The following is a 21557-nucleotide window of genomic DNA, read 5'->3' as shown; positions in this document are numbered from 1 at the left end:
TGAATTTATGTTTTTAAAATTACAATTTGTTAAAAAAAAATTTTTTTTAAAAGATTCTTTTAGAATATCAAGAGAAACCAAAAAATTTATAGACGTAATAATAATAAAACTTACAGAAGATAACAGAAGTGGTTTTGCAGAGTGTATACCTTACAAAAGATATGGCGAAACCCAAAAAAAAATATTTTCATATTTAAAAAAAAATAAAGATAAAATTTTACAAATAATAAAAAAAAATAAACTACATGAAATTAAATATTTAGCTTTAAGAAATGCATTAGAGTTAGCTAACAAACATCTCAATCTAAATAAAAATAATGAATATTGTTTAAAAAAAAAATACCTAACTTCAATTACTATTCCTATATTTGACCAAAAAAAACTTAAGAAAATAATTCATAAATTTAAAAATATAAATCTTATTAAAGTCAAAATTAATAAAAATAATATTTTAAAAACTATAAAATTTATAAATCAAAAATGTCCTAATTCAAAAATAATAATTGATGCCAACGAAGGATTAGATTTTAGGTCGCTTAAAAAAATTATTAAAGATCTCGAAAAATTAAATGTAATTATTATAGAACAGCCTCTTAAATATGGATTAGACTACAAACTTAAAAATATAAAAACAAAAATATTATTTTGTGCAGATGAATCTTTTCACATTAAAAATAAAAATAAAATATTAAAATATTATCAAGTTATAAATGTAAAATTAGATAAATTTGGTGGCTTAAAGAAAAGTCTTGAAGTTATTAAATATTTAAGGAAAAAAAATAAAAAAATATTACTTGGTTGTATGATTAGTTCATCTTTATCAATCATACCTGCGTTAATAATTGCAAAATATTGTAATTTTCTTGATCTCGATGGAGCTTATTTTCTAAAAAAAGATTTCAAAAATGGAATTTTTTATAAAAATGGTAATTTAATCTTAAATAAAAAATTTTTATGGTTAAATAAAAAAGGCCCTAAAGATAATCTTCAGGGCCTTTTTAAGAATTAATTTTAATTACTTAGATCCTGCTGGTGTTAGACTTGCAGCAGTTTTATAAATAACTAGTCCAAATAATATTTTATTAATAAAATCAGCTAAGTTATATATAAGATTTAATGTAACTTCATTTGCAGATCCTGTCATATACCCAAAAAGATATCCTAATGGATAAACTGACCAACCGATTGTTACGATCCATTTACAGAATTCAAAACAATCTTTAGCAGCACCTGATAATCTTGCTGCTTCTCTACCAGCTTCTCCGGAAAATACTTCATATAAAATGAAGATCCAACCAGCCATACCGATAATAAAACCTGCATTAATATTCATATACCCAGCTTCACCTAGATAACCACCAATTAACATAACTAGCGTTCCAATTAATAGTCTCCAGAAAATTCCTGTTGAAACTTTTTTCACAGCAGAAAGAATGAAGTAGAATTCAACCATTAATAAAGGAACAGTTAGTAACCAATCAATGTATCTAAACACTGTGGGAGATGTTCCTGTCGTTACCCAAACTTCTCTCATATACATATAATGTACAAAAGCTATCCCCGTTACTAATCCTGAAAGAGTAACTGATGTTCTCCAAGATGCCTTCACTGAATTTCTCTCAATGAAGAAAAAAACTGTGGTAGCTAACAAAGCCATCGATATTAACCAGAATGTAATTCCTGTTAAATCGCTAGATTGCAATAAAGCAGTTTTCATTTAATTTTTCCTTGTTTTGTTTAATTTATAAGACGAAACATTAAATTAATTTGGAATAATTTAAAAGCTATTTAAACTAAATTAAATTGCTGGTTTTAAGTGTTTTCATAATAATACAACCTGTAATTAAATATTAAAAAATAAATGACCGAAAGAGCTATTGTAATAGGATCAGGTTTTGGAGGTATTGCTGCTGCCATAAGATTAAGGGCTATGAAATATGAAGTTACATTAATAGAAAAAAATTCTGACCTAGGAGGAAGAGCTAGAACATTTTATAAAAATGGTTACACTTTCGATGCCGGTCCAACAGTAATCACAGCTCCTTATCTTTTAGCGGAATTATTCTCATTATTTAAAAAAGACATAAAAGATTATGTAAAAATTGTTCCATTAAAGATTTGGTATCAATTTATATTTAGTGACTTATCAAAATTTAATTACACTAATAATCATTTAGAAAATTTAAAAGAAATATCAAAATTTGACTCTACTGACATTAAAGGATTTGAAAAACTAATAAAATTTTCCGAAAAAATATTTAATAAAGGCTATTTAGAATTAGCAGATAAACCCTTTTCAAAATTTACCTTCATGTTAAAACAGATTCCATCATTATTAATTCTTAAAAGTTATTTTTCTGTTTATAAATTAGTCTCAAAATTTATTAATAATGAAAAATTAAGAAAAATTTTTAGTGTACATCCTCTTTTAATAGGAGGAAATCCATTTTCAACAACTTCAATTTATACATTAATTTTATATTTAGAAAAAAAATGGGGTGTACATTATGCGTTAGGGGGAACTGGAAAAATTATTTTATCATTAGAAAAATTAATGAATGAAATTGGAGTTAAAGTTATCAAAAATGATGAAGTAATTAAAATTACCTCAGAAAATCAAAATGTGTCTGGCATTATAACTAAGAATAATAAAATTATTAATTCAAAAATTATCGTTTGTAATGCCGATCCTCCATTTGTTTATAAATATTTATTAAATAAAAAAAATAATTTTTTATTTACAGCTAAAGTTAAACGTATGGACTATTCTATGGGATTATTTGTTTATTATTTTGGATCAAAAAAAAAATATAATAATATTGAACATCACACTATTTATTTTGGAAATTCTTATAAAGAATTATTAAATAAAATATTTAACCAAAAAATTTTAGATAACGACATAAGTTTTTATTTGCATCGACCAACTGCAACTGACTCTAGTATGGCTCCAGATAATAAAGATTGTTTTTATGTATTAGTACCAGTTCCAAATAATCTATCCAAAATTAAATGGGAAGAAGAAGCTGAAAATTTTAAAAAAATAATAATAAAAAAACTAAGTTCAACTCTATTGCCAAAAATTGAAGAATTCATTGAAGAAGATTTTTATATAACGCCTGATTATTTTGAAAATGAACTTAAAACTTTACATGGATCTGGTTTTTCAATTCAGCCAAAGTTTTCACAGTCAGCCTATTTCAGATTTCACAATAAATCTGAAATATATAAAGGTTTATTTTTTGTCGGTGCTGGCACACATCCTGGTGCTGGAATTCCTGGAGTTTTATCATCGGCAAAGATATTAGAAAAAATTATTCCAAGAATAAAATGAAGACTGAACAATACATAAAGGAACATGGAAAATCATTTTATTGGGCAGGAAAATTTTTAAAAAAAGAAATCTTTAAAGATTGTGCAAATTTATACGCCTTTTGCAGAGTGGTTGATAATCTAGTTGATGAAAAAATAGATAATAAAAATAATATTAAAAAATTTATAAATTATTACAAAAGTCCGAAATCAAATAATACAATAATTAATAATTTTAAAAAAATTGAAAAAAAATATAAAATTCCAAAAAAATATGTTGAAGATTTGTTTTACGGAGTAAATTTAGATACTAAAAATGTTAAAATAAAAACAATCAAACAACTTTTAAAATATTCATATTATGTAGCCGGTACAGTAGGTGCAATGATGGCTTACATTTTTAAGACAACAAGCACAAAGGCAATCAAACATGCAATTAATTTAGGAATCGCAATGCAGCTAACTAATATTTCTCGAGATGTATTAAAAGATGCTCATCTACAGAGAATTTATATACCTAAAAATTTTTTAAAAGAAAAACTTAATGCTAAAGATATTATAAATAATAATTATAATAAAAAATATTTATTTTTAGCTATTAAAAAAATAATTTTACTAGCAGATAAATATTATAATAATGGAAATAAAGGAATTAAATTTCTACCAAAAGAAATACGATTTCCAATTTTCTTAGCAAGTTCACTATATAGAGATATTGGAAAAAAAATTCTTAATACAAATTACGATCAATTATTTTTAAAAAGAACTTATTTAAATTTTTATGAAAAGATTTTTATGACAATTAAATCATTTTATATTTTTGTAGTTATTAAAAGAAATATGTAATTTATTAATGAACAAATTTGATTATATTATTATTGGCGCTGGTTGTTCGGGCCTATCTCTAGCCTTTGAAATGAACAAAAATAATCTTTTTTTAAATAAGACTTGTGCAATTTTTGACAAAAGAAAAGATTTCAAAAGAGATAAAATTTGGTCCTATTGGAACATTCAAGAACATTCTTTCACTGATTGTTTAATGAATGAATGGGATAAATTTATTATAAAAAATAATCGCGAAGAAATTATTTTAGATTGTAAGAATTTTAAGTATCAGTCAGTTGATAGTGAAAAATTTTATAAAAAAATTATAACTAATTTATCTACAAATAAAAATATTAAATTCTTTTTAAATAAATCTATTAATAAAATTTATGAAAAAAGTAATGAAGTTGAGTTGCATGCTGATGATGAAATTTTTAAATCAAATTTAATATTTAACAGTTCGCTCGATAATAAAAAAACATCTGAGAATAAGATTTTTCAACATTTTTATGGATGTGAAATTGAATTTAAAGAAAATGTGGATTTGCCAAAATGTCCTATTTTAATGGATTTTAATTGTCCACAAGATGAATGGGTACATTTTTTTTATATACTACCATTAAATAAGAATAAAATTTTTATTGAAAATACATGGATCTCAGAACATAAAAATTTTACGGTAGAACGCTATCTTTCCGAAATAAATAATTACATTAATAATAATCTTAATTATCAAAAAGATTATGAAAAAAAATATTTTGAAATAGGATCAATTCCTATGCATCATTTCAAAAATAATAATAATTTTAAAAAAATAATACCAATAGGAACATCTGCTAATCTAACTAGAAAAAGTACTGGTTATACTTTTTTAAGTATACAGAAATCCGTCAAACAAATTGTCACTGATATACAGCAAAATAAAATTATAAATAAAGTTGGTTTAAGTCCTAAATATAATTTTTTAGACAATATATTTATTAGAGTTTTGTTAGAAAAAAGAAATCACATGCAAAATATTTTTATGGACTTATTCAAAAAGAATAAAACAAAAAGTATTATAAATTTTCTATCTAATAATAGTAATTTTTATGAAGATTTTAAGATAATTTTAAGTATGCCCAAATTAATTTTTATAAAAAAATTATTTAATTTATAACTCAATGAACGCAAAAATTAAAAAATATTTTAATAAAGTTAATATTTTTTTTTTAATTTTAATTATATTTTTATTCATAATTGAGAATTTAACTAACTTAACTTCAATAAATAAATATTTTATTTGTTTTTTCTTAATTATAACAATTGGTATATCTCATGGCGCATACGATAGTCACAAAGCAAGTAAGTTATTATATAAAATAAATAAAAATTCAAAATTTCTATTCTACTTAACTTATATTGGGCTTGCATTAATTGTTCTTTATATTTGGCAATTAAGTCCAAAAATTACTTTAATTCTTTTTTTGATTATTTCTTCTTTTCATTTTGGGAAGGAAGATTTAGAAATTTATTTATCAAAATGTAATAAATATCAATCAATAATATTTTTTTTAAAAGGTTCTTTAATTATTTTACTACCACTTTTTTTTAAATTTAATGAAACAAATGAAATTTTTAATAAAATTCTTTTTTTAAATGAATTTACATTAATTCCAAATAATTGGATTAACACAATGCTGTTTACAAATTTGCTGTTTCAATTTTTTTTTTATTTATATTTCTTTATAGAAAAAAAAATTATTTCTAAAGATTTAATTTCTATTTTTTTTGAAGTTTTTTTAATAATAATTATTTTTAAATTATTTAGTACAATAACTGCATTTACTTTATATTTTTGTTTTATTCACTCGCTCAAAAATATTATTGTAATTTCAAGTGAATTAAATCCTAATATTTATAAGGGTATTAAAAGTTTTGCGTTAAAGGCTCTACCTTTAACTATTGTTACATTTATTGCATTAATTGTATGTTTGTATGCTCTTTCAAACTTTGATCTTATTGAAAATACAATTCAAAAAATTATTTTTATTGGACTTGCATCATTAACACTGCCACACTTTTTATTGCATTTTTATTTAAAAAATTAACTATTGTATCTTTTATATTTAGTATTTAATCTATTGAATATAGGGATCATTAATTGACTAAAAATTACGAAAATTTATACAAAGCTTCAATAACAAATCCTGAGGAATTTTGGGGTGAGGCTGCTAAAGATGTTAAATGGTTTTCACCATATAAAAAAGTTTTAGAAAGTTCAAACCCTCCCTTTTATCGATGGTTTCCTGGTGGAAAAATTAATACATGTTTTAATGCAATTGATAGGCACATTGAAGAAGGAAATGGATCTCGCACTGCTATCATTTATGATAGCCCAGTAACATCTAAAAAGATTTCATTTAGTTACTCTGAAGTAAAAAAAACTGTTTCTACATTTGCAGGTGCTCTAAAAAATTTTGGAATTAAGAAAGGAGATCGAATTATTATTTATATGCCTATGATTCCTGAGGCAGTTTTTGCTATGCTAGCTTGTGGAAGAATTGGCGCAGTGCATTCAGTCGTTTTTGGGGGATTTGCAGCCAACGAACTTGCTGCAAGAATAAATGACTCTGAGGCAAAATTAATTATTTCAGCTTCTTGCGGTTTTGAGCCTGGAAGAACAGTCCAATACAAACCCCTTTTAGATGAAGCTTTAAGACTCGCAACTATTAAACCTAAAAAATGCATAATATTTCAAAGAGAAAATAATTCCGTTGAATTAGGAATTAACGACATTAGTTGGCAAGATTTTATAAATACTGGAAAAGAAATTGATTGTGAGCCGATGGACGCTAACGACCCCGCTTATATACTTTACACTTCTGGAACAACAGGAACTCCAAAAGGCATTGTAAGAGATATTGGCGGCCATATCGTTGCATTAAAGTGGACGATGAAAAATATTTACAATATGAACCCTGGCGATATCTGGTGGTCAGCTAGTGATATAGGTTGGGTTGTGGGTCATTCTTATATTGTTTACGGACCGTTATTTCATGGTTGCACAACAATAATATATGAAGGAAAACCAGTTGGAACTCCGGATGCTGGCTCTTTTTGGAGAGTAATATCAGAACATAAAGTTAAATCATTATTTACTGCCCCTACTGCTTTTAGAGCTATTAAAAAAGAAGACTCTGAAGGAAAATTTTTTAAAAAGTATGATTTATCTAAATTTGAAATATTATTTTTAGCAGGAGAAAGAGCAGATCCAGATACAATTAAATGGGCTGAAAACTTACTAAAAAAACCAGTAATAGATCATTGGTGGCAAACTGAAACTGGATGGGCAATAAGCGCAAATTGTGCTGGCCTTGGTTTATTTGAAACTAAATATGGTTCTGCAGGTAAAGCAGCTCCAGGTTATAATGTACAAATTTTAAGACCTGATGCAACACAAGCTAAAGCATCAGAAATGGGTGATGTAGTAGTAAAATTGCCTCTTCCTCCAGGAACTTTCCCAACACTATGGAAGGCAGACAAAAGATATAAAGAAAATTATATGGATCCTTACAAAGGTTACTACAAAACTTATGACGCCGGACACATTGATGAAGATGGATATATATGGATCATGTCTAGAACTGACGACATTATTAATGTTGCGGGACATAGGCTTTCAACAGGTTCTATGGAAGAGATATTATCTGAAAATTCCAGTGTGGCTGAATGTGCAGTGCTCGGCATTGCAGACAATTTGAAAGGTCAAATACCTCTTGGTTTAATTGTTTTAAAATCTGGAGTAACAAAAAAACCTGAGGACATTTCAAAAGAATGCATACAGATGATTAGAGATAAAATTGGACCTGTAGCAGCATTTAAAAGTATAGTTGTCGTAAAAAGACTTCCAAAAACAAGATCAGGAAAAATATTAAGAGGAACAGTTAGTAAAATAGCAGATCAAGTTCCTTATAAAATGCCAGCAACTATTGATGATCCTGCTATTTTGGATGAAATTAAAACTTCTTTAACTCAAGCTGGAATAATTAAAAATTAAAATTCTAGAGGTTTTCCAAATTTAGTATCGACAATTTTTTTATCCCAAGAAGCAATCTTACCGTTTACAATTGTTCCAACTGGAAAACCTTTTACAATTTTATTATTAAATGGTGTCCATCCACATCGACTTGCAATCCAATTATTGGTAATTTTAAAATTTAAATTCATATCAATAACAGTAAGATCTGCAAAATATCCCTCTTTGATCTCTCCTCTTTTTTTTATATTAAAGATTTTACACGGATTAATACTTAATAATTCTACTAGCCTTTGAAATGTAAGTTTTTTATTATTCACATGATCTAACATAATCGGAAGCATAGTCTGGACCCCCGTCAAACCAGAGGGACTTTCAGGATATAATTTTTTCTTTTCTGCTAATGTATGTGGTGCATGATCTGATCCAAGCACATCGATAGTTCCATCTAGCAAACGTTTCCATAAAGCAATTTGATGTTCTTTTGTTCTTATTGGAGGATTCATTTGCGCTAAAGTTCCAAGTTCTTCGTAACAATCAGGCGCAAATAAGGTTAAAAACTGCGGTGTTGTTTCAACTGTTACGTATTTTTTATTGTTTGCTAAAAAGTCAATTTCTTCTTTAGAAGACACATGTAAAATATGTATTCTTTTCTTATGTTTATTAGCAAAACCAGTAACTTTTGTAGTAGAAGTTAATGCAACTTCTGAGTCTCTCCAGACAGGATGGGTCTTAACATTGCCCTTTTCAATTAAAATTCTTTTCTTTTTTAATAAATTTTCGTCTTCTGAGTGAATTGAAACAACTCGAGGACTTATTTTGATAATTTCTTCAATTGCTTCATCTTTATTTACAAGCAATGTCCCTGTAGATGAGCCAACGAACATTTTAATTCCACAACATCCTTTTAAATTGATTGTTTGCTTTATCAACTCAAAATTATTTTCTGTTGCACCAAAATAAAAAGCATAATTACAATGCATCCGATTCTCAGCTCTATCTAATTTTTCTTGAAATCTTTCAAAGTTATCTGTTGTTGGGTTTGTATTTGGCATCTCAAAAATAGAAGTTATTCCTCCTAAAATTGCAGCCTTACTTCCGCTTTCTAAATCTTCTTTATCTGGGTTACCGGGCTCTCTAAAATGAACTTGTGTATCGATGGCGCCTGGAATAATTGTAAGACCTTTCGCATCAATAACTTTGTCTCCGCCTTCCTTGATGGGGCCTATTTTTATAATTTGATTATCTTTAATTCCAATATCGGTTTGGGCTAGATCATTATTTATAAAACAATTGCCGTTTTTTATAATTAAATCATATATATTGGACATCTAAAATTTAATACACCAAAGCAGATAAACGCACAATAATGGAAACAGATAAAGGTTATATAACTTCAAAAGGTTTTATTAGCATTAAAGGTGAAGACAGTATCGATTTCATTCAAAATATTATTTCCAATGATATTAAAAAAGTAACAGACAATAACTGTATATTTGCTTCTTTATTAACGCCACAAGGAAAATTATTATTTGAATTTATTATTCTTAAAACAAAAAATATTTTTTTAATTGAATGTAATAATGAACTAATAAAAGAATTATTTAATAAACTTTATAACTACAAATTAAGATCTAAAGTTGAAATTAAAATTGAAGATAGTTTAATAAGTATCGATATACCTTTTATTAAATTTAAAAGTCTTAATATTAATAAATTAAATTTAATTAATTATAAAAATTATTTAATCTTTGAAGACCCAAGAATAAAAAACATTTTAGCAAGAGCAATTATAGAAAAATCTAAAATTAAAGAATTTTTTAACGATTTAAATATTGAATTATCTAATGAAAAATATTTATTAGAAAAAAAATTATTTAATCTAGGAATCCCTTCGAAAAATATAAAAAAATTACAAAATCAATTGTTTTCTCTTGAGGCAAATTTTCTTGAATTAAACGGAATCGATCAAAAAAAAGGGTGCTACATTGGTCAGGAAAATACTGCTCGAATGCATTTAAAAAATAAAGTTAATAAAAGATTATTAGCAATAAATTGCATAAATGGAAAAATTCAAGAAGAACAAAAAATTTATTTTAATAATGAAGAGATTGGAAAAATCTTAATAGATGATTTGTTTCCTTTTGCATTAATTAAAATTAACAAAGATAATAAAAACTTAATTACTGATCATGAACTAAAAACAGAAACAGCATCTATAAAAATTAATATTCCAAACTGGATGATTATCTAAATAAATGGTGCGGTCAGAGAGACTTGAACTCTCAATGGATTACTCCACTTGGCCCTCAACCAAGCTTGTCTACCAATTCCAACATGACCGCAAATAGTGTTGTTTTAACTAATTTAAATATTAATTTTACTATAATAACTTAGTCAATTATCATTTATAAATTATTAAAAATTATGAGTTCTCAACTAGAATTTACAAAAGAAATTGAAAAAAATACTGCAAGTATTTATCAAAAAATAAAATCTGTAGTACCTCTATTAGAATGGCCTCTACACGCTCCTTATATTTATAAAATTAATGAACTTAAAAAGAAAAAGAATGCTGTTATTTTAGCTCATAACTATCAAACTCCTGAAATTTATCATGGCGTTGCTGATATTATTGGCGACTCTTTAACTTTAGCAATCGAAGCTGGAAAAACTAAAGCAGATATTATTATTATGGCAGGCGTTCACTTTATGGCTGAGACCGCAAAGATAATGTCACCTAATAAAAAAGTCTTAATTCCAGATATGAATGCAGGATGCTCTCTCGCTGAGTCTATTACAGCAGAAGATGTTAAAAAATTAAAGAAACAATATCCAGGTGTTCCAGTGGTAACTTACGTTAATACCTCCGCTGAAGTTAAAGCTGAAACAGATGTATGTTGCACTTCTGCTAATGGAGTGAAGGTTGTTGAGTCATTGGGAGTAAAAGAAGTTATATTTTTACCTGATGTTTATCTTGCAAAATATGTTGCCTCACAAACTAAAGTTAAAATTATTTCTTGGCATGGAAAATGTATGGTTCACGAACAATTTACAGCTCAAGAATTAAATCAACTTAGAAAAAATTATCCTGATTTAGTAATTGTCTCTCATCCTGAGTGCCCTCCTGATGTTATTAAAGCCTCGAATTTTACTGGATCAACCGCTGGAATGATTCAATATGTTAAAAAAAATAAACCTAAAAATGTATTTTTAGTTACAGAATGTTCAATGAGCGATAATGTTCAGGTTGAAAATTCAGAAACTAATTTTGTAAGACCGTGTAATTTATGTCCTCATATGAAAAAGATACAATTACCAAAAATCTATAATTGTCTAATGAATGAAAAAAATGAAGTTTTGATTGATAAATCTATTATAGATAAAGCAAGACTACCTATTGAACGTATGATTAAGGTTGGTCGCCAATCTAACCTTGCCTAATGGAAAGTTTACACACTACTGACGTTATTGTTATTGGATCTGGAATTTCTGGATTAATGACTGCTATCTGTCTTTACCCAAGAAAAGTTACTTTAATTTCAAAAAAAAAATTGGGCGAAGCTTCATCGAGTGCTTGGGCACAGGGAGGAATCGCCGCAGCAGTTGGTAAAGATGATAGTCCAAAAATTCATTTCGAAGACACTATAAAAGCAAGTTCTGGATTAAGTGATGAAAAAATTGTTAAAATTATAACTGAAGAAGCCGCTTCTATTATTAAATTTCTAGAAGATAAAGGAGTTAATTTTGATAAAGATGATTTTAAAAATTTTTTAATGTCTCAGGAAGCTGCTCATAGCAGACGTAGAGTGCTTAAAGTAAACGGTGATAGCTCTGGAAGAGAAATTATTAAAACTTTAATAAATAATATTCAAAAACTAGAAAATATTACCATTCTAGAAGATGTGACAGTTGATGAGATTATAACTGAAAATAATAAAGTTATAGGTTTGATCGGTCGTCACGTCGGAAAAAACATAGTTGATAATTTTACATTTTTTAAAGCACCTAATATTGTTCTTGCAACAGGAGGTCTTGGTAGTATTTACGAACATACAACAAATCCTAGAGACATTTATGGTGAAGGAATTGCAATGGCGGCACGCGCTGGCGCTGTTCTTTCTGATATGGAATTTGTTCAATTTCATCCAACGGGGATGGATGTTGGGCTTGATCCAACTCCATTGCTAACTGAAGCGTTAAGAGGAGATGGTGCTAAATTAGTTGATGAAAATGATAATCAATTTATGAAGTCAATACATCCCAGTGGAGATTTAGCTCCTCGTGATATTGTTTCCCGTGAACTTCAAAGATTAAAAGATATTGGACATTCAACATTTTTAGATTGCAGAAAATTCTCAGATGAGCAATTACAAACTATGTTTCCAAGTGCTTATAATTTTTTAAAGAAAGCTAACATTGATTTTTCTAAAGAAAAAATACCAGTAACTCCAGCTGCTCATTATCATATGGGAGGAGTATTTGTTGATGAAAATGGAAAATCATCCATTGTAGGTCTTTGGGCTTGTGGCGAGGTTTCTTCTACAGGTGCACATGGAGCAAATAGGCTTGCTTCTAATTCTTTACTTGAAGCTTTTGTCTTTGGAAAAAGAATAGCAAATTCAATTAATTCCGAAGTGCTAAATAACAAAGAAGATAAAAATATTAATTTTCAAAAATATTTGCCAAAAGAAAAAACTTCATCACGAATAAGAGCAAAAAAATATATATGGCAACTTAGAAATATCATGAGTGATTTAGTTGGCGTTTATAGAAATGAACAAAAACTTAAAAAAGCGTTTATTGAAATTGATAGAATAGAAAGAGAGGCAAAAGATTTATCTGCAAAACTTAAAGATATGATTTTAGTATCAAGATTAATTACTTACTCAGCCTACATAAGAAAAGAAAGTAGAGGAGCTCATTTTAGAAGTGATTATCCAAAATCAAATGATAAATTTTTATTTAGAAAACAAATTACATTAAAAGAGATGCAAGAATTCTTAGATAAAAAAGAATACATAGAAAAAGTAGCTTAAATAATGTCAAAATCCAAACTTATCACTAGCGGTTATATAAAAAGTATTATTGGCGCTTCCTTGTTTGAGGATCAGGCTCAAAAAGACATTACTACAGATCTTTTAGTAAATAAAAATTCCATCACTTCAGCTAAAGTTATTGCAAATGAAGATGGGATCATTGGTGGATTAGATTTCGCAGATGAAGCATTTAAACAAATTGATAAAAAAACAAAATTTAAGAAGAAAATTCAAGAAGGATCTTCTATAAAAAAAGGTGATATTATTGCTGAAATTAAAGGATTAACTGGTTCTATTTTAAAATCAGAAAGAACGGCAATTAATTTTTTAAGTTTAATATCAGGAATTGCAACAAAAACTCATTATTACGTTAACCTAGTCAAAGAATATAAAACAAAAATTTGCTGTACTAGAAAAACTTTACCCACGCTTCGAGCTATTCAAAAATATGCGGTAACTCTTGGGGGTGGTACTAACAATAGATTTAATTTATTCGATGAAATTTTTATAAAAGATAATCATATTTCAGCTTCTCAAAATATATTTGACCTGGTGCAAAATGCTTTGAGATTAAACAGAAATGGAAAAGTTATAACAGTAGAAGTGGACACTCTAAGTCAATTAGAAACTATTCAAACTCTTAATTTTAATAGATTATTATTAGATAATATGAAACCAGATGAAATTAAAAAAGCCTTAAGCATGGTTGGTAATAAATATGAAACAGAAGCTTCTGGGAATATAAATGAGAAAAATATTCTTGATTATGCAAAGACAGGCGTAAATAGAATTTCAATTGGAAGACTAACTCATAGTCCTCAAAACCTAGATATATCTCTAAACTTTAATTAAATTTAATTTTAGCAACCAAGATTAAAAATGCTAAAAATAAAGTTATAATATTTGCAAAAATTATTGGTAAATTATTAGTTAGCACCCCATAAACAAGCCAACTAGCAACGCCTATCGTAAATATTAAAAACATCCACAATGAAATATCTTTGGCGCTTTTAGTTTTCCAAACTTTATATGCCTGTGGAACAAAAGCGATTGTTGTACAAAAACCGGAGAAGAAACCAATATAAGTTATGTATTTTTCCATCAATTAACTAAGCTTAATTCTTTTTTATAAACAGAACTTTGAACTTTAAATAAATTAAGCAAAGTATGTGGAAGATAATCATGATTTATCTCTTTATTAGTCATGTTTTTAATCTTGGATAAATTAATGTTTTGGTTTTTTACTATTTGATCTGAAAGCCATAAAACCATTGCAAAATTTGTTTGCTCTTTTGGTGCAATCTTTTTTGGAAGACCATGTAAATAAATACCATTTTCTCCTAATGACTCTCCATGATCTGAAGCATAAAACATAAATGTATTATATTCTTTCTTTTCTTTTAAAATATCTATCAATTTTGAAAGCACGAAATCTGTGTAAACAATAGTATTATCAAAAGCATTATTTAGCTCTTCTTTGCTACAATTTTGTGGAGTATCGTTGTTACAAAATGGTTTAAATTTTGCAAATTTTTCTGGAAATCTTTTATAATATCTAGGGCCGTGCGATCCCATCGTATGTAAAACAATTAATATATCTCCTTTATTATTCTTTAAAATTTGATTTGTTGTATCCAATAACTTCTCATCTAAAATAGTATTTTTATCTTCACCACCGGAACTTGAAATAATATTAAGCGTCTCAATTCTTGTACAAACATTCTTACAACTTGAGTTATTATTTACCCAAACGGTCTTGACTCCAGCCAAAGACAAAACATCAAGGACATTGCTCTGATTTTTAGCCTTCTTTTGAGTGTAATTTTTCTCTCCATTCAAGAAAAACATGCAAGGAACAGAGTAAGCGGTTGCAGTGCCGCAAGATATTGTATTTTTAAAACTAAAGACTCCTTTATTTTTTAAATATGTATTAGTTTCTTTTTGATATCCGTTTAATGAAAATCTATCTGCTCTAGCTGTCTCTCCAACAACCATAATTCCAATAGTTTTTTTTGCAGTTTTTAATAATTTTGCGTCTTCTCCTAATTTTATAAATTTACTCTCCCCCTCTAATGATAATTTAGCTAATCGGTAAGAGGAAGTTAAAGTGTATAAGGGGGTAATATGCTGATTAAGCATATTATTTTGTCTTGTAATAAAACTTACCTGCTTAAAATTTGCAAAAGTTATAACTGCGACAATTAAAAATGCGGTTACAATAAAAGATAATCTTATAAGTAAATCTTGCTTGATAGATCCATATTCAATTTCAATAAAGAAAATAATCAGACTTGGAATAATGCCAAGAAAAAAAATATGAATAAAAAAACCAACAGACATTAAGTCCATAGCCTCATTTATATCCGTTTGTAGAGTATTAATGATCATCTGCTCATCAACAGTGACGCCAAATTGATGATTATAAAAACTTAAAATTGATGAAAGAATAATTAAAAAAATTGTTAATGGTTTAAGAACATACCTCTGTCCAAAAACTAGCAGTAAAATTGAAATTGTAGAAATTATTGCAATAATAATTGCAAAAAAGAAATAAATAGATGAAAAACTAGAAAACCCAATATTCCCATAAAGAATTTTTAAAAACTTTAGATTATAAACAAAAGTAATAAAGAACGAAATTAGTAATATAAAATAATAAAATTTAACTTTCTTTTTTAAAAAAGACATTTAAATATTTTTTTTAATTAAAAGGCTTTGTATTCTTATATTTTTTTTTATTACCTGCATTAAAATTTCTATTTTTAAAGTCTTTAGATTTTTTACCAAAAAATCTTGGCTTTTCTCTGTCACTTTTTCTTCTATAATCTTTTTCACCACTCTCTCTTAGCTTATATTCTTTAAATCCTTCAACATTTATAGGCTTAAATCTCTCTGAATATTTATTGTCTCGAAATTTTTCTGTTGGCTTATTTATTCTAAAACTCTCTGATGATCTGTTACCACCATAGTTTTGGTTCCTTCTTCTATTTCTGTTTATTTTGCCGTCTCTTTTTATATTTTTAAAATCTCTTTGAAATCCACCTCTTCCACTTCTAGCTTTAGTATAATTTTCTTTCTTTTTATTTGGATCTAACAATCTCTCAATAGCATTCCATTTTTCTCTGTCACTATTAGTAATAAAAGATAAAGAAGACCCTTCGGCTCCTGCTCTAGCAGTTCTGCCCATACGATGAATATAATCTTCAGCGACTTGTGGCAGATCATAATTGATAACATGTTCGATATGAGGAACATCAAGTCCTCTTGCAGCAATATCTGTTGCTACAAGTATGGTAAATTTTTTATTCCTAAAAGCATTCATCACAGTAGTTCTTTTGCTTTGTCTTAAATTTCCATGCAAAGCATCTGCTTTGAATTTTTCTTTACAAAGCTTAGCTGCTAAATTTTTTGAATTATGTTTTGTTTTAACAAAAACTAAAATTGAGCCAGTTCTTTGCTGCAATTGCTTAATTAATTCATAATATTTTTGTTCTTGTTGTATATTAATTACTTCTTGTTTAATTTTAATTGATGGTACATTCGTTGCACCCATAGAAACCCTTTCAGGATTTTTTAAATATTTAGCAGACATTCTAACAATCTCATCAGGTAGCGTTGCTGAAAACATAAGCGTTTGCTTTTTTTCTGGAAGATATTTTAATATTTTATCAATTTGGACTCCAAAACCCATATCCAGCATTCGATCTGTCTCATCCAAGACTAAAAAACCTGTATCAGATAACTTTAATGATTTTCTATCTAAGTGGTCATTAATTCTTCCTGGAGTTCCAACAATAATTCTAGGTCGAGATTTAAGTTGTCCTAATTGTTTATACATGGACTCTCCTCCAATTAAACATGCTGCTTTAATTGGGTTATTCTTCCCAAGTAACTGGATAATTACGTCTATCACTTGCTTTGCAAGTTCGCGTGTTGGAGTTAATACTAAAGCTGAGCCTTGCTTTGATCTACTTAAGAGTTCAACTAATGGAATACTAAAAGCTGCAGTTTTTCCAGTTCCAGTTTGTGCTGAACCTAAAATATCACGTCCTTCAAGAGCAAGTGGTAAAGAACTTATTTGAATAGGCGTTGGCACTGTAAAATTCATTCGTGCTAATGAATTTTTTAAATTTTGCGATAAGCAAAAGCCTTCAAAGTTAATCATTTAATTTTTAGGGAGTTGTATGTAAAAATTTAATAAAATTATTTAATAATAAAAAAGAACCTTTATCAGTTAACAAGCTTAATTAAAGCTTTATTCAAGAGCAATTTGGCTTTGTTTCACCAAAGTCGATTAAGAGGCTATTTTATTATGTTCTAAATACTTAACTTTTTCAGTATCTGATCTTTTAATTTTTTCTTTTTTATTTTTTTGTACATGACCAGAAATATCTGCGCCCTCTAAAACAACTAAATTATTCTCAAAACGAAGATCTCCTCTTACAATTGCTTTATCTCCAATAAGAATATTTACAGACTCAATATTACCAATCATATGTCCCAAAACTTCAACATCATCTGTTAGGACACGACCTTTGACACTTCCGGTTTCCAATATTCTTAATTTTTTTGCTTTAACATTTCCTATAACTTTTCCAGCAATTTCAATTTCACCTTTGCAATCTATTTCTCCTTCAAAGCGTAGATTTTCTCCTAAATGTGAAAAGCCTTGTACTTGATCTTGAGATTTTTTATTTGATTTAAAAAACATTTTTATTCTTTATTGTTCATTATTTTTTTTCTTGTTGAAGACGTAATCTCTAATTGAGCACCTTCTTCAACAACTAAATTTCTGTGAGATAGTTTTCCTCTAATTTTTGCTGAATTAACTACATGAATTCTATCAGAAGAAAGATCGCCAATTATTTGACCTCCTGCTTCAATATTATTATCTGCTGATATGTTGCCTGTAATGCTTCCATTTTCATTAATAATAACTTCTTCAGCTTTAATATCTCCAAGGACGATACCATCTATTGTAATGCTGTCTTTTTCTGAAATATTACCCTGTAATTTTGTATCTCTTAGAATAACTGAAGGCATAAATTTAAAAGCTAATTAAACAGAGAATAAGATAATCTTGCAAGCTTAAATATATCCATAATTTGTAGGTAAAATTTTATAAAATATGATAATTAAAACTTTCTATGAAAAAAATTGAAGGACTATTAGAAAAAACAATCTTTGCATCTCGCTGGATACTTGCTCCCTTTTACCTTGGATTGTCTCTTAGTCTTCTTGTTCTTTTATATGAATTCATTCATGAGATTATTGATTTTATAAAGATTGTCCACTCAACAGATATTGCCGGCGTATTACTTTTTATTTTAAGTCTTGTTGATATTTCCTTAGCTGGCAATCTATTAATTATAGTTATTTTTTCTGGTTATGAAAATTTTGTATCTAAAATTGATGTTAAAAATCATGAAGACAAGCCTGACTGGATGGGGCATGTTGATTTTACAGACCTTAAAATTAAATTAATTTCTTCAATTGTTGCAATATCAGGAATCCACCTTTTAAAAGTATTTATGAATTTAAATAATTACGATAAAGAAAAAATTATTATGTATGTAGTTGTTCATCTTTCTTTTGTTATTAGTGGAGTTTTACTTGCTTTAATGGACTACATAATGAGCAAGAGCATTCATAAACATAAAAAATATAAATAAATATAATAAATTAATTTAAATTATTCATTTTATTGTTAAGGCTTATAGAATAATTTCTTAAAATTTTTTAAGAAAATTTAAGTCTTAATTAATCTAATTCGTATTTACTCTTATAATCCTTAAGTAAATTTTTGTTTTGATTTTCTTTATATAAAATAAAATTATTACAAACCAAAACATCTAAATCTGTTCCCATAAAACAATTAAAGGCATCAGTAGCTGTGCAGACAATAGGCTCTCCTCTTACATTAAAAGATGTGTTAACTAAAACTGGATATTTAGTAATCATCTCAAATTCTTCTATTAATTTATAAAAAATTGGGTTTGTTTCTTTATGAACTGTTTGAATTCTAGCTGAGTAATCAACGTGCGTTACTGATGGAATGTTAGATCTTTTGACATTTAATTTATCAATACCAAATAAATTTTTTTGTTCATTTGTCATTTGAAGTTGTTTTGATTTTTTAACATCCGCCACTAATAACATATAAGGACTTTCAGAATTTATCTCAAACCACTCTGAAACTTTTTCAAATAAAACAGCTGGAGCAAATGGACGAAAGCTTTCTCTAAATTTAACTTTTAAATTTAAATTTTTTTGCATCGTTTCAGATCTTGGATCTGCAATAATAGATCTGTTTCCCAAAGATCTTGGGCCAAATTCCATTCTGCCCTGAAACCAACCAACAGCTTTTTCTTCAGACAACGCTTTGGCTGTATCTTTAAGAATTTGATCTGTAGTTAATTTTTTATAATTAGCTCCACAGCTTTTAAGTTCATTTTCTACTTGGTCATCTGTAAACCGGGGCCCTAAATAGGACCCATTCATTGAATCAGTTTTTAAAATTTTACGTTTATTATCTAATTCTTGATAATAAAAAGCTTGAGCGGCACCGAGCGCACCTCCGGCATCCCCTGAAGCTGGCTGTATCCAAATATTTTTAAATAAACCTTCTTTTAAAATTTTGCCATTTGCAACACAATTTAAAGCAACTCCTCCTGCCATACATAAATTTGGTATCTTAAATTCTTTAAATAAAAATCTTGTGATTTTTAAAACGATTTCTTCAGTTGCGGCTTGAATTGATGCTGCCATATCCATATGAATTTGAGATAATTCATTCTCTGGTTCGCGTTTTTTCATATTAAATAATTTTGCAAATTTATTATTAGTCATTGTTAGACCCGTTGCATAATTAAAATAATCCATATTCAGCCTAAAAGAGCCATCTTCTTTAACATCAATTAATTTGTCTAAAATAATATTTTTAAATCTTGGTTCTCCATAAGGTGCTAGTCCCATGACTTTGTATTCTCCACTATTCACTTTAAATCCTAAAAAATAAGTAAACGCTGAATACAAAAGACCTAAGGAGTGAGGAAAGTGTATTTCTTTTAAAATATTAATTTTATTATTTTTTCCTAAAGATACTGTTGTTGTTGCCCATTCACCAACTCCATCTAATGTTAAAATAATTGCCTCTTCATAGGGACTTGAAAAAAAAGCACTTGCCGCATGGCTTAGATGATGTTCTGAAAAATTTATCTTTTTTATGTCGTTAAAATTATTATTTTGTTCCTTTAATGCATCAAAAAGCATTTTTTTTTGAAATAACTTTTCACTAAGCCATAGTGGCATAGACATAGAAAAAGATTTAAAACCACTTGGAGAAAAGCCAATATATGTTTCAAGTAATCTTTCAAATTTTAAAAAAGGTTTTTCATAAAATACTACATGGTCAACTTCATTTAATTTTAAACTGGCTTCTTTTAAAACATAGTTAATTGCATTCTTTGGGTAACTTGCATCATGCTTTTTTCTTGTAAATCTTTCCTCCTGTGCAGCTCCAATAATTTTTCCATCTATAATAATAGCTGCGGCACTATCGTGATAAAATGCTGAAATCCCAAGAACGGAAGTCACTTAAAAATTAAAATATAGTATAAATAAATGGAGCAACTGCTGTTCCTTGGCTAAGAACAATAAGAGTTCCAAATAAAACAAGAACAATTAAAATAGGAAGAAGCCAATACTTTTTTCTAACTTTTAAAAAGTCCCAAAACTCTTTTAAAAATTCAATCATTAAAATTGTTTCTTCATACTTTGTACTTTATCTGCTCTATTTATCCAATAAGAATGATTTCTTTTTTTTAAACCCATAACATCTTTTTTTATTATTCTTACAAGTATTCCAATTGGCGTTACAACAAAGAAAAAAACTAAACCCATAACAATAGGGGATATTATTTTTCCAAATAAAATTCCTAATTGTATCCACAATTTATTAATGAATGTAAATAAATTTGGTCTAACAATAGTTAAAATTAAAAATACTATGGATAAAACAATTGACCATACTCTAACAGCTCCATTTGACTTTAAAGGATATAATCCAATAATAAAAAAAAAAATAAAAAATAATATTCCAAAAGTAATATTATCTTTCTTTTTAATATTAATAGTATTTTTCATAGTTATTATAAATAATGTTTATTTATCTCAAAAACGTTAGAAATAAACTATAAATGTACATTCTTAGATAAACTATCTTTAATTAATATTAATTAAATAAAAGAATCTTGAAGAATAATAATATTGAATTACAGTGTATTTATGAAACAAGATTACTCTGTAAAAGATATCTTAAATGCTGTTGATGATATTTTAACAACTAAAATTTCAGAAAAACA

21 protein-coding genes and 1 tRNA gene are annotated in these 21557 nt (G+C 27.3%); 11 read left to right on the top strand and 11 right to left on the bottom strand.

Annotated features, from left to right (window positions below):
• Window positions 1–1009 (top strand): enolase C-terminal domain-like protein (locus tag AC8IGH_RS02845; protein WP_507419207.1); only part of this gene is annotated, 1009 nt, incomplete at its 5' end.
• Window positions 1010–1015: 6 nt separating this feature from the next.
• Here the strand turns inward: AC8IGH_RS02845 and AC8IGH_RS02840 are convergent.
• The gene (locus AC8IGH_RS02840; protein ID WP_507419206.1) at window positions 1016–1717 is read right to left on the bottom strand and encodes a bacteriorhodopsin-like; all 702 of its coding nucleotides are present in this window, start codon (window positions 1715–1717) and stop codon (window positions 1016–1018) included.
• A gap of 144 nt (window positions 1718–1861) precedes the next feature.
• Here AC8IGH_RS02840 and crtI point away from each other — a divergent pair, with 144 nt between their 5' ends.
• From crtI to AC8IGH_RS02815, 5 genes are read left to right on the top strand one after another with little or no spacing between them, the layout of a single operon-like run.
• Window positions 1862–3334, top strand: coding sequence for a phytoene desaturase family protein (crtI, locus tag AC8IGH_RS02835; RefSeq protein WP_507419205.1), 1473 nt, complete (start codon window positions 1862–1864; stop codon window positions 3332–3334).
• On the top strand, window positions 3331–4158 hold the full coding sequence (locus tag AC8IGH_RS02830; RefSeq protein WP_507419204.1) for a phytoene/squalene synthase family protein: 828 nt from the start codon (window positions 3331–3333) through the stop codon (window positions 4156–4158). The genes crtI and AC8IGH_RS02830 overlap by 4 nt, the downstream gene beginning before the upstream one ends.
• Window positions 4159–4165: 7 nt before the next feature.
• Window positions 4166–5296: a lycopene cyclase family protein gene (locus AC8IGH_RS02825; RefSeq protein WP_507419203.1), complete on the top strand. Its 1131-nt coding sequence runs from the start codon at window positions 4166–4168 to the stop codon at window positions 5294–5296.
• Between the two features lie 4 nt (window positions 5297–5300).
• A complete protein-coding gene (locus AC8IGH_RS02820) occupies window positions 5301–6227 on the top strand; it encodes a Brp/Blh family beta-carotene 15,15'-dioxygenase (protein ID WP_507419202.1) in 927 nt (308 codons plus the stop codon).
• Between the two features lie 53 nt (window positions 6228–6280).
• Window positions 6281–8176, top strand: coding sequence for a propionyl-CoA synthetase (locus AC8IGH_RS02815; protein WP_507419201.1), 1896 nt, complete (start codon window positions 6281–6283; stop codon window positions 8174–8176).
• Here AC8IGH_RS02815 and AC8IGH_RS02810 read toward each other — a convergent pair.
• Complete coding sequence (locus AC8IGH_RS02810; RefSeq protein ID WP_507419200.1) at window positions 8173–9486, bottom strand: dihydroorotase; 1314 nt, start codon at window positions 9484–9486, stop codon at window positions 8173–8175. The two genes, AC8IGH_RS02815 and AC8IGH_RS02810, sit on opposite strands and share 4 nt — an antisense overlap.
• Before the next feature lie 38 nt (window positions 9487–9524).
• Between AC8IGH_RS02810 and ygfZ the strand changes: the two genes are divergently transcribed.
• Complete coding sequence (gene ygfZ, locus AC8IGH_RS02805) at window positions 9525–10409, top strand: CAF17-like 4Fe-4S cluster assembly/insertion protein YgfZ (protein ID WP_507419199.1); 885 nt, start codon at window positions 9525–9527, stop codon at window positions 10407–10409.
• A 5-nt stretch (window positions 10410–10414) separates the two neighbouring features.
• On the opposite strand, the gene AC8IGH_RS02800 is transcribed toward ygfZ, so the two are convergent.
• Window positions 10415–10500: transfer RNA gene (locus AC8IGH_RS02800), tRNA-Leu, on the bottom strand.
• Between the two features lie 82 nt (window positions 10501–10582).
• Between AC8IGH_RS02800 and nadA the strand changes: the two genes are divergently transcribed.
• The 3 genes from nadA to nadC are packed head-to-tail and all read left to right on the top strand — an operon-like array spanning window position 10583 to window position 14046.
• Window positions 10583–11599 carry a quinolinate synthase NadA gene (gene nadA / locus AC8IGH_RS02795; RefSeq protein WP_507419198.1) on the top strand — a complete coding sequence of 339 codons (1017 nt, stop codon included), beginning with the start codon at window positions 10583–10585 and terminating at the stop codon, window positions 11597–11599.
• Window positions 11599–13194 carry an L-aspartate oxidase gene (locus AC8IGH_RS02790; RefSeq protein ID WP_507419197.1) on the top strand — a complete coding sequence of 532 codons (1596 nt, stop codon included), beginning with the start codon at window positions 11599–11601 and terminating at the stop codon, window positions 13192–13194. Before nadA ends, AC8IGH_RS02790 begins: the two co-directional genes overlap by 1 nt.
• A gap of 3 nt (window positions 13195–13197) precedes the next feature.
• Window positions 13198–14046 (top strand): carboxylating nicotinate-nucleotide diphosphorylase, encoded by an 849-nt coding sequence (gene nadC, locus AC8IGH_RS02785; RefSeq protein ID WP_507419196.1) that lies wholly within the window; start codon window positions 13198–13200, stop codon window positions 14044–14046.
• On the opposite strand, the gene AC8IGH_RS02780 is transcribed toward nadC, so the two are convergent.
• The 5 genes from AC8IGH_RS02780 to AC8IGH_RS02760 form a co-directional block, all read right to left on the bottom strand.
• On the bottom strand, window positions 14039–14296 hold the full coding sequence (locus AC8IGH_RS02780) for an SWEET family sugar transporter (RefSeq protein WP_507419195.1): 258 nt from the start codon (window positions 14294–14296) through the stop codon (window positions 14039–14041). The two genes, nadC and AC8IGH_RS02780, sit on opposite strands and share 8 nt — an antisense overlap.
• On the bottom strand, window positions 14296–15882 hold the full coding sequence (locus AC8IGH_RS02775; RefSeq protein WP_507419194.1) for a phosphoethanolamine transferase: 1587 nt from the start codon (window positions 15880–15882) through the stop codon (window positions 14296–14298). Before AC8IGH_RS02775 ends, AC8IGH_RS02780 begins: the two co-directional genes overlap by 1 nt.
• 13 nt (window positions 15883–15895) lie before the next feature.
• On the bottom strand, window positions 15896–17359 hold the full coding sequence (locus AC8IGH_RS02770) for a DEAD/DEAH box helicase (protein ID WP_507419193.1): 1464 nt from the start codon (window positions 17357–17359) through the stop codon (window positions 15896–15898).
• 129 nt (window positions 17360–17488) lie between these two features.
• Window positions 17489–17905 (bottom strand): bactofilin family protein, encoded by a 417-nt coding sequence (locus AC8IGH_RS02765; protein ID WP_507419192.1) that lies wholly within the window; start codon window positions 17903–17905, stop codon window positions 17489–17491.
• Window positions 17906–17907: 2 nt separating this feature from the next.
• Entirely contained in the window at window positions 17908–18237 is a 330-nt protein-coding gene (locus AC8IGH_RS02760; RefSeq protein ID WP_507419191.1) for a bactofilin family protein, read from the bottom strand.
• 104 nt (window positions 18238–18341) lie between these two features.
• Here AC8IGH_RS02760 and AC8IGH_RS02755 point away from each other — a divergent pair, with 104 nt between their 5' ends.
• Window positions 18342–18866: a TIGR00645 family protein gene (locus tag AC8IGH_RS02755; protein WP_507419190.1), complete on the top strand. Its 525-nt coding sequence runs from the start codon at window positions 18342–18344 to the stop codon at window positions 18864–18866.
• Between the two features lie 88 nt (window positions 18867–18954).
• Here the strand turns inward: AC8IGH_RS02755 and AC8IGH_RS02750 are convergent, their stop codons facing one another.
• From AC8IGH_RS02750 to AC8IGH_RS02740, 3 genes are read right to left on the bottom strand one after another with little or no spacing between them, the layout of a single operon-like run.
• Window positions 18955–20790 carry a carbamoyltransferase family protein gene (locus AC8IGH_RS02750; protein ID WP_507419189.1) on the bottom strand — a complete coding sequence of 612 codons (1836 nt, stop codon included), beginning with the start codon at window positions 20788–20790 and terminating at the stop codon, window positions 18955–18957.
• Window positions 20791–20797: 7 nt separating this feature from the next.
• Entirely contained in the window at window positions 20798–20950 is a 153-nt protein-coding gene (locus tag AC8IGH_RS02745) for a DUF5989 family protein (RefSeq protein ID WP_507419188.1), read from the bottom strand.
• On the bottom strand, window positions 20950–21339 hold the full coding sequence (locus AC8IGH_RS02740) for an SxtJ family membrane protein (RefSeq protein WP_507419187.1): 390 nt from the start codon (window positions 21337–21339) through the stop codon (window positions 20950–20952). Before AC8IGH_RS02740 ends, AC8IGH_RS02745 begins: the two co-directional genes overlap by 1 nt.
• Between the last annotated feature and the right edge of the window lie 218 nt (window positions 21340–21557).

The sequence above is a fragment of the Candidatus Allofontibacter sp. genome, from assembly GCF_038145245.1.
Lineage (GTDB): Bacteria > Pseudomonadota > Alphaproteobacteria > Pelagibacterales > Pelagibacteraceae > Fontibacterium.
Note: the sequence above shows the minus strand (reverse complement) of the source record. Positions and strands in the feature narration are given on the sequence as shown.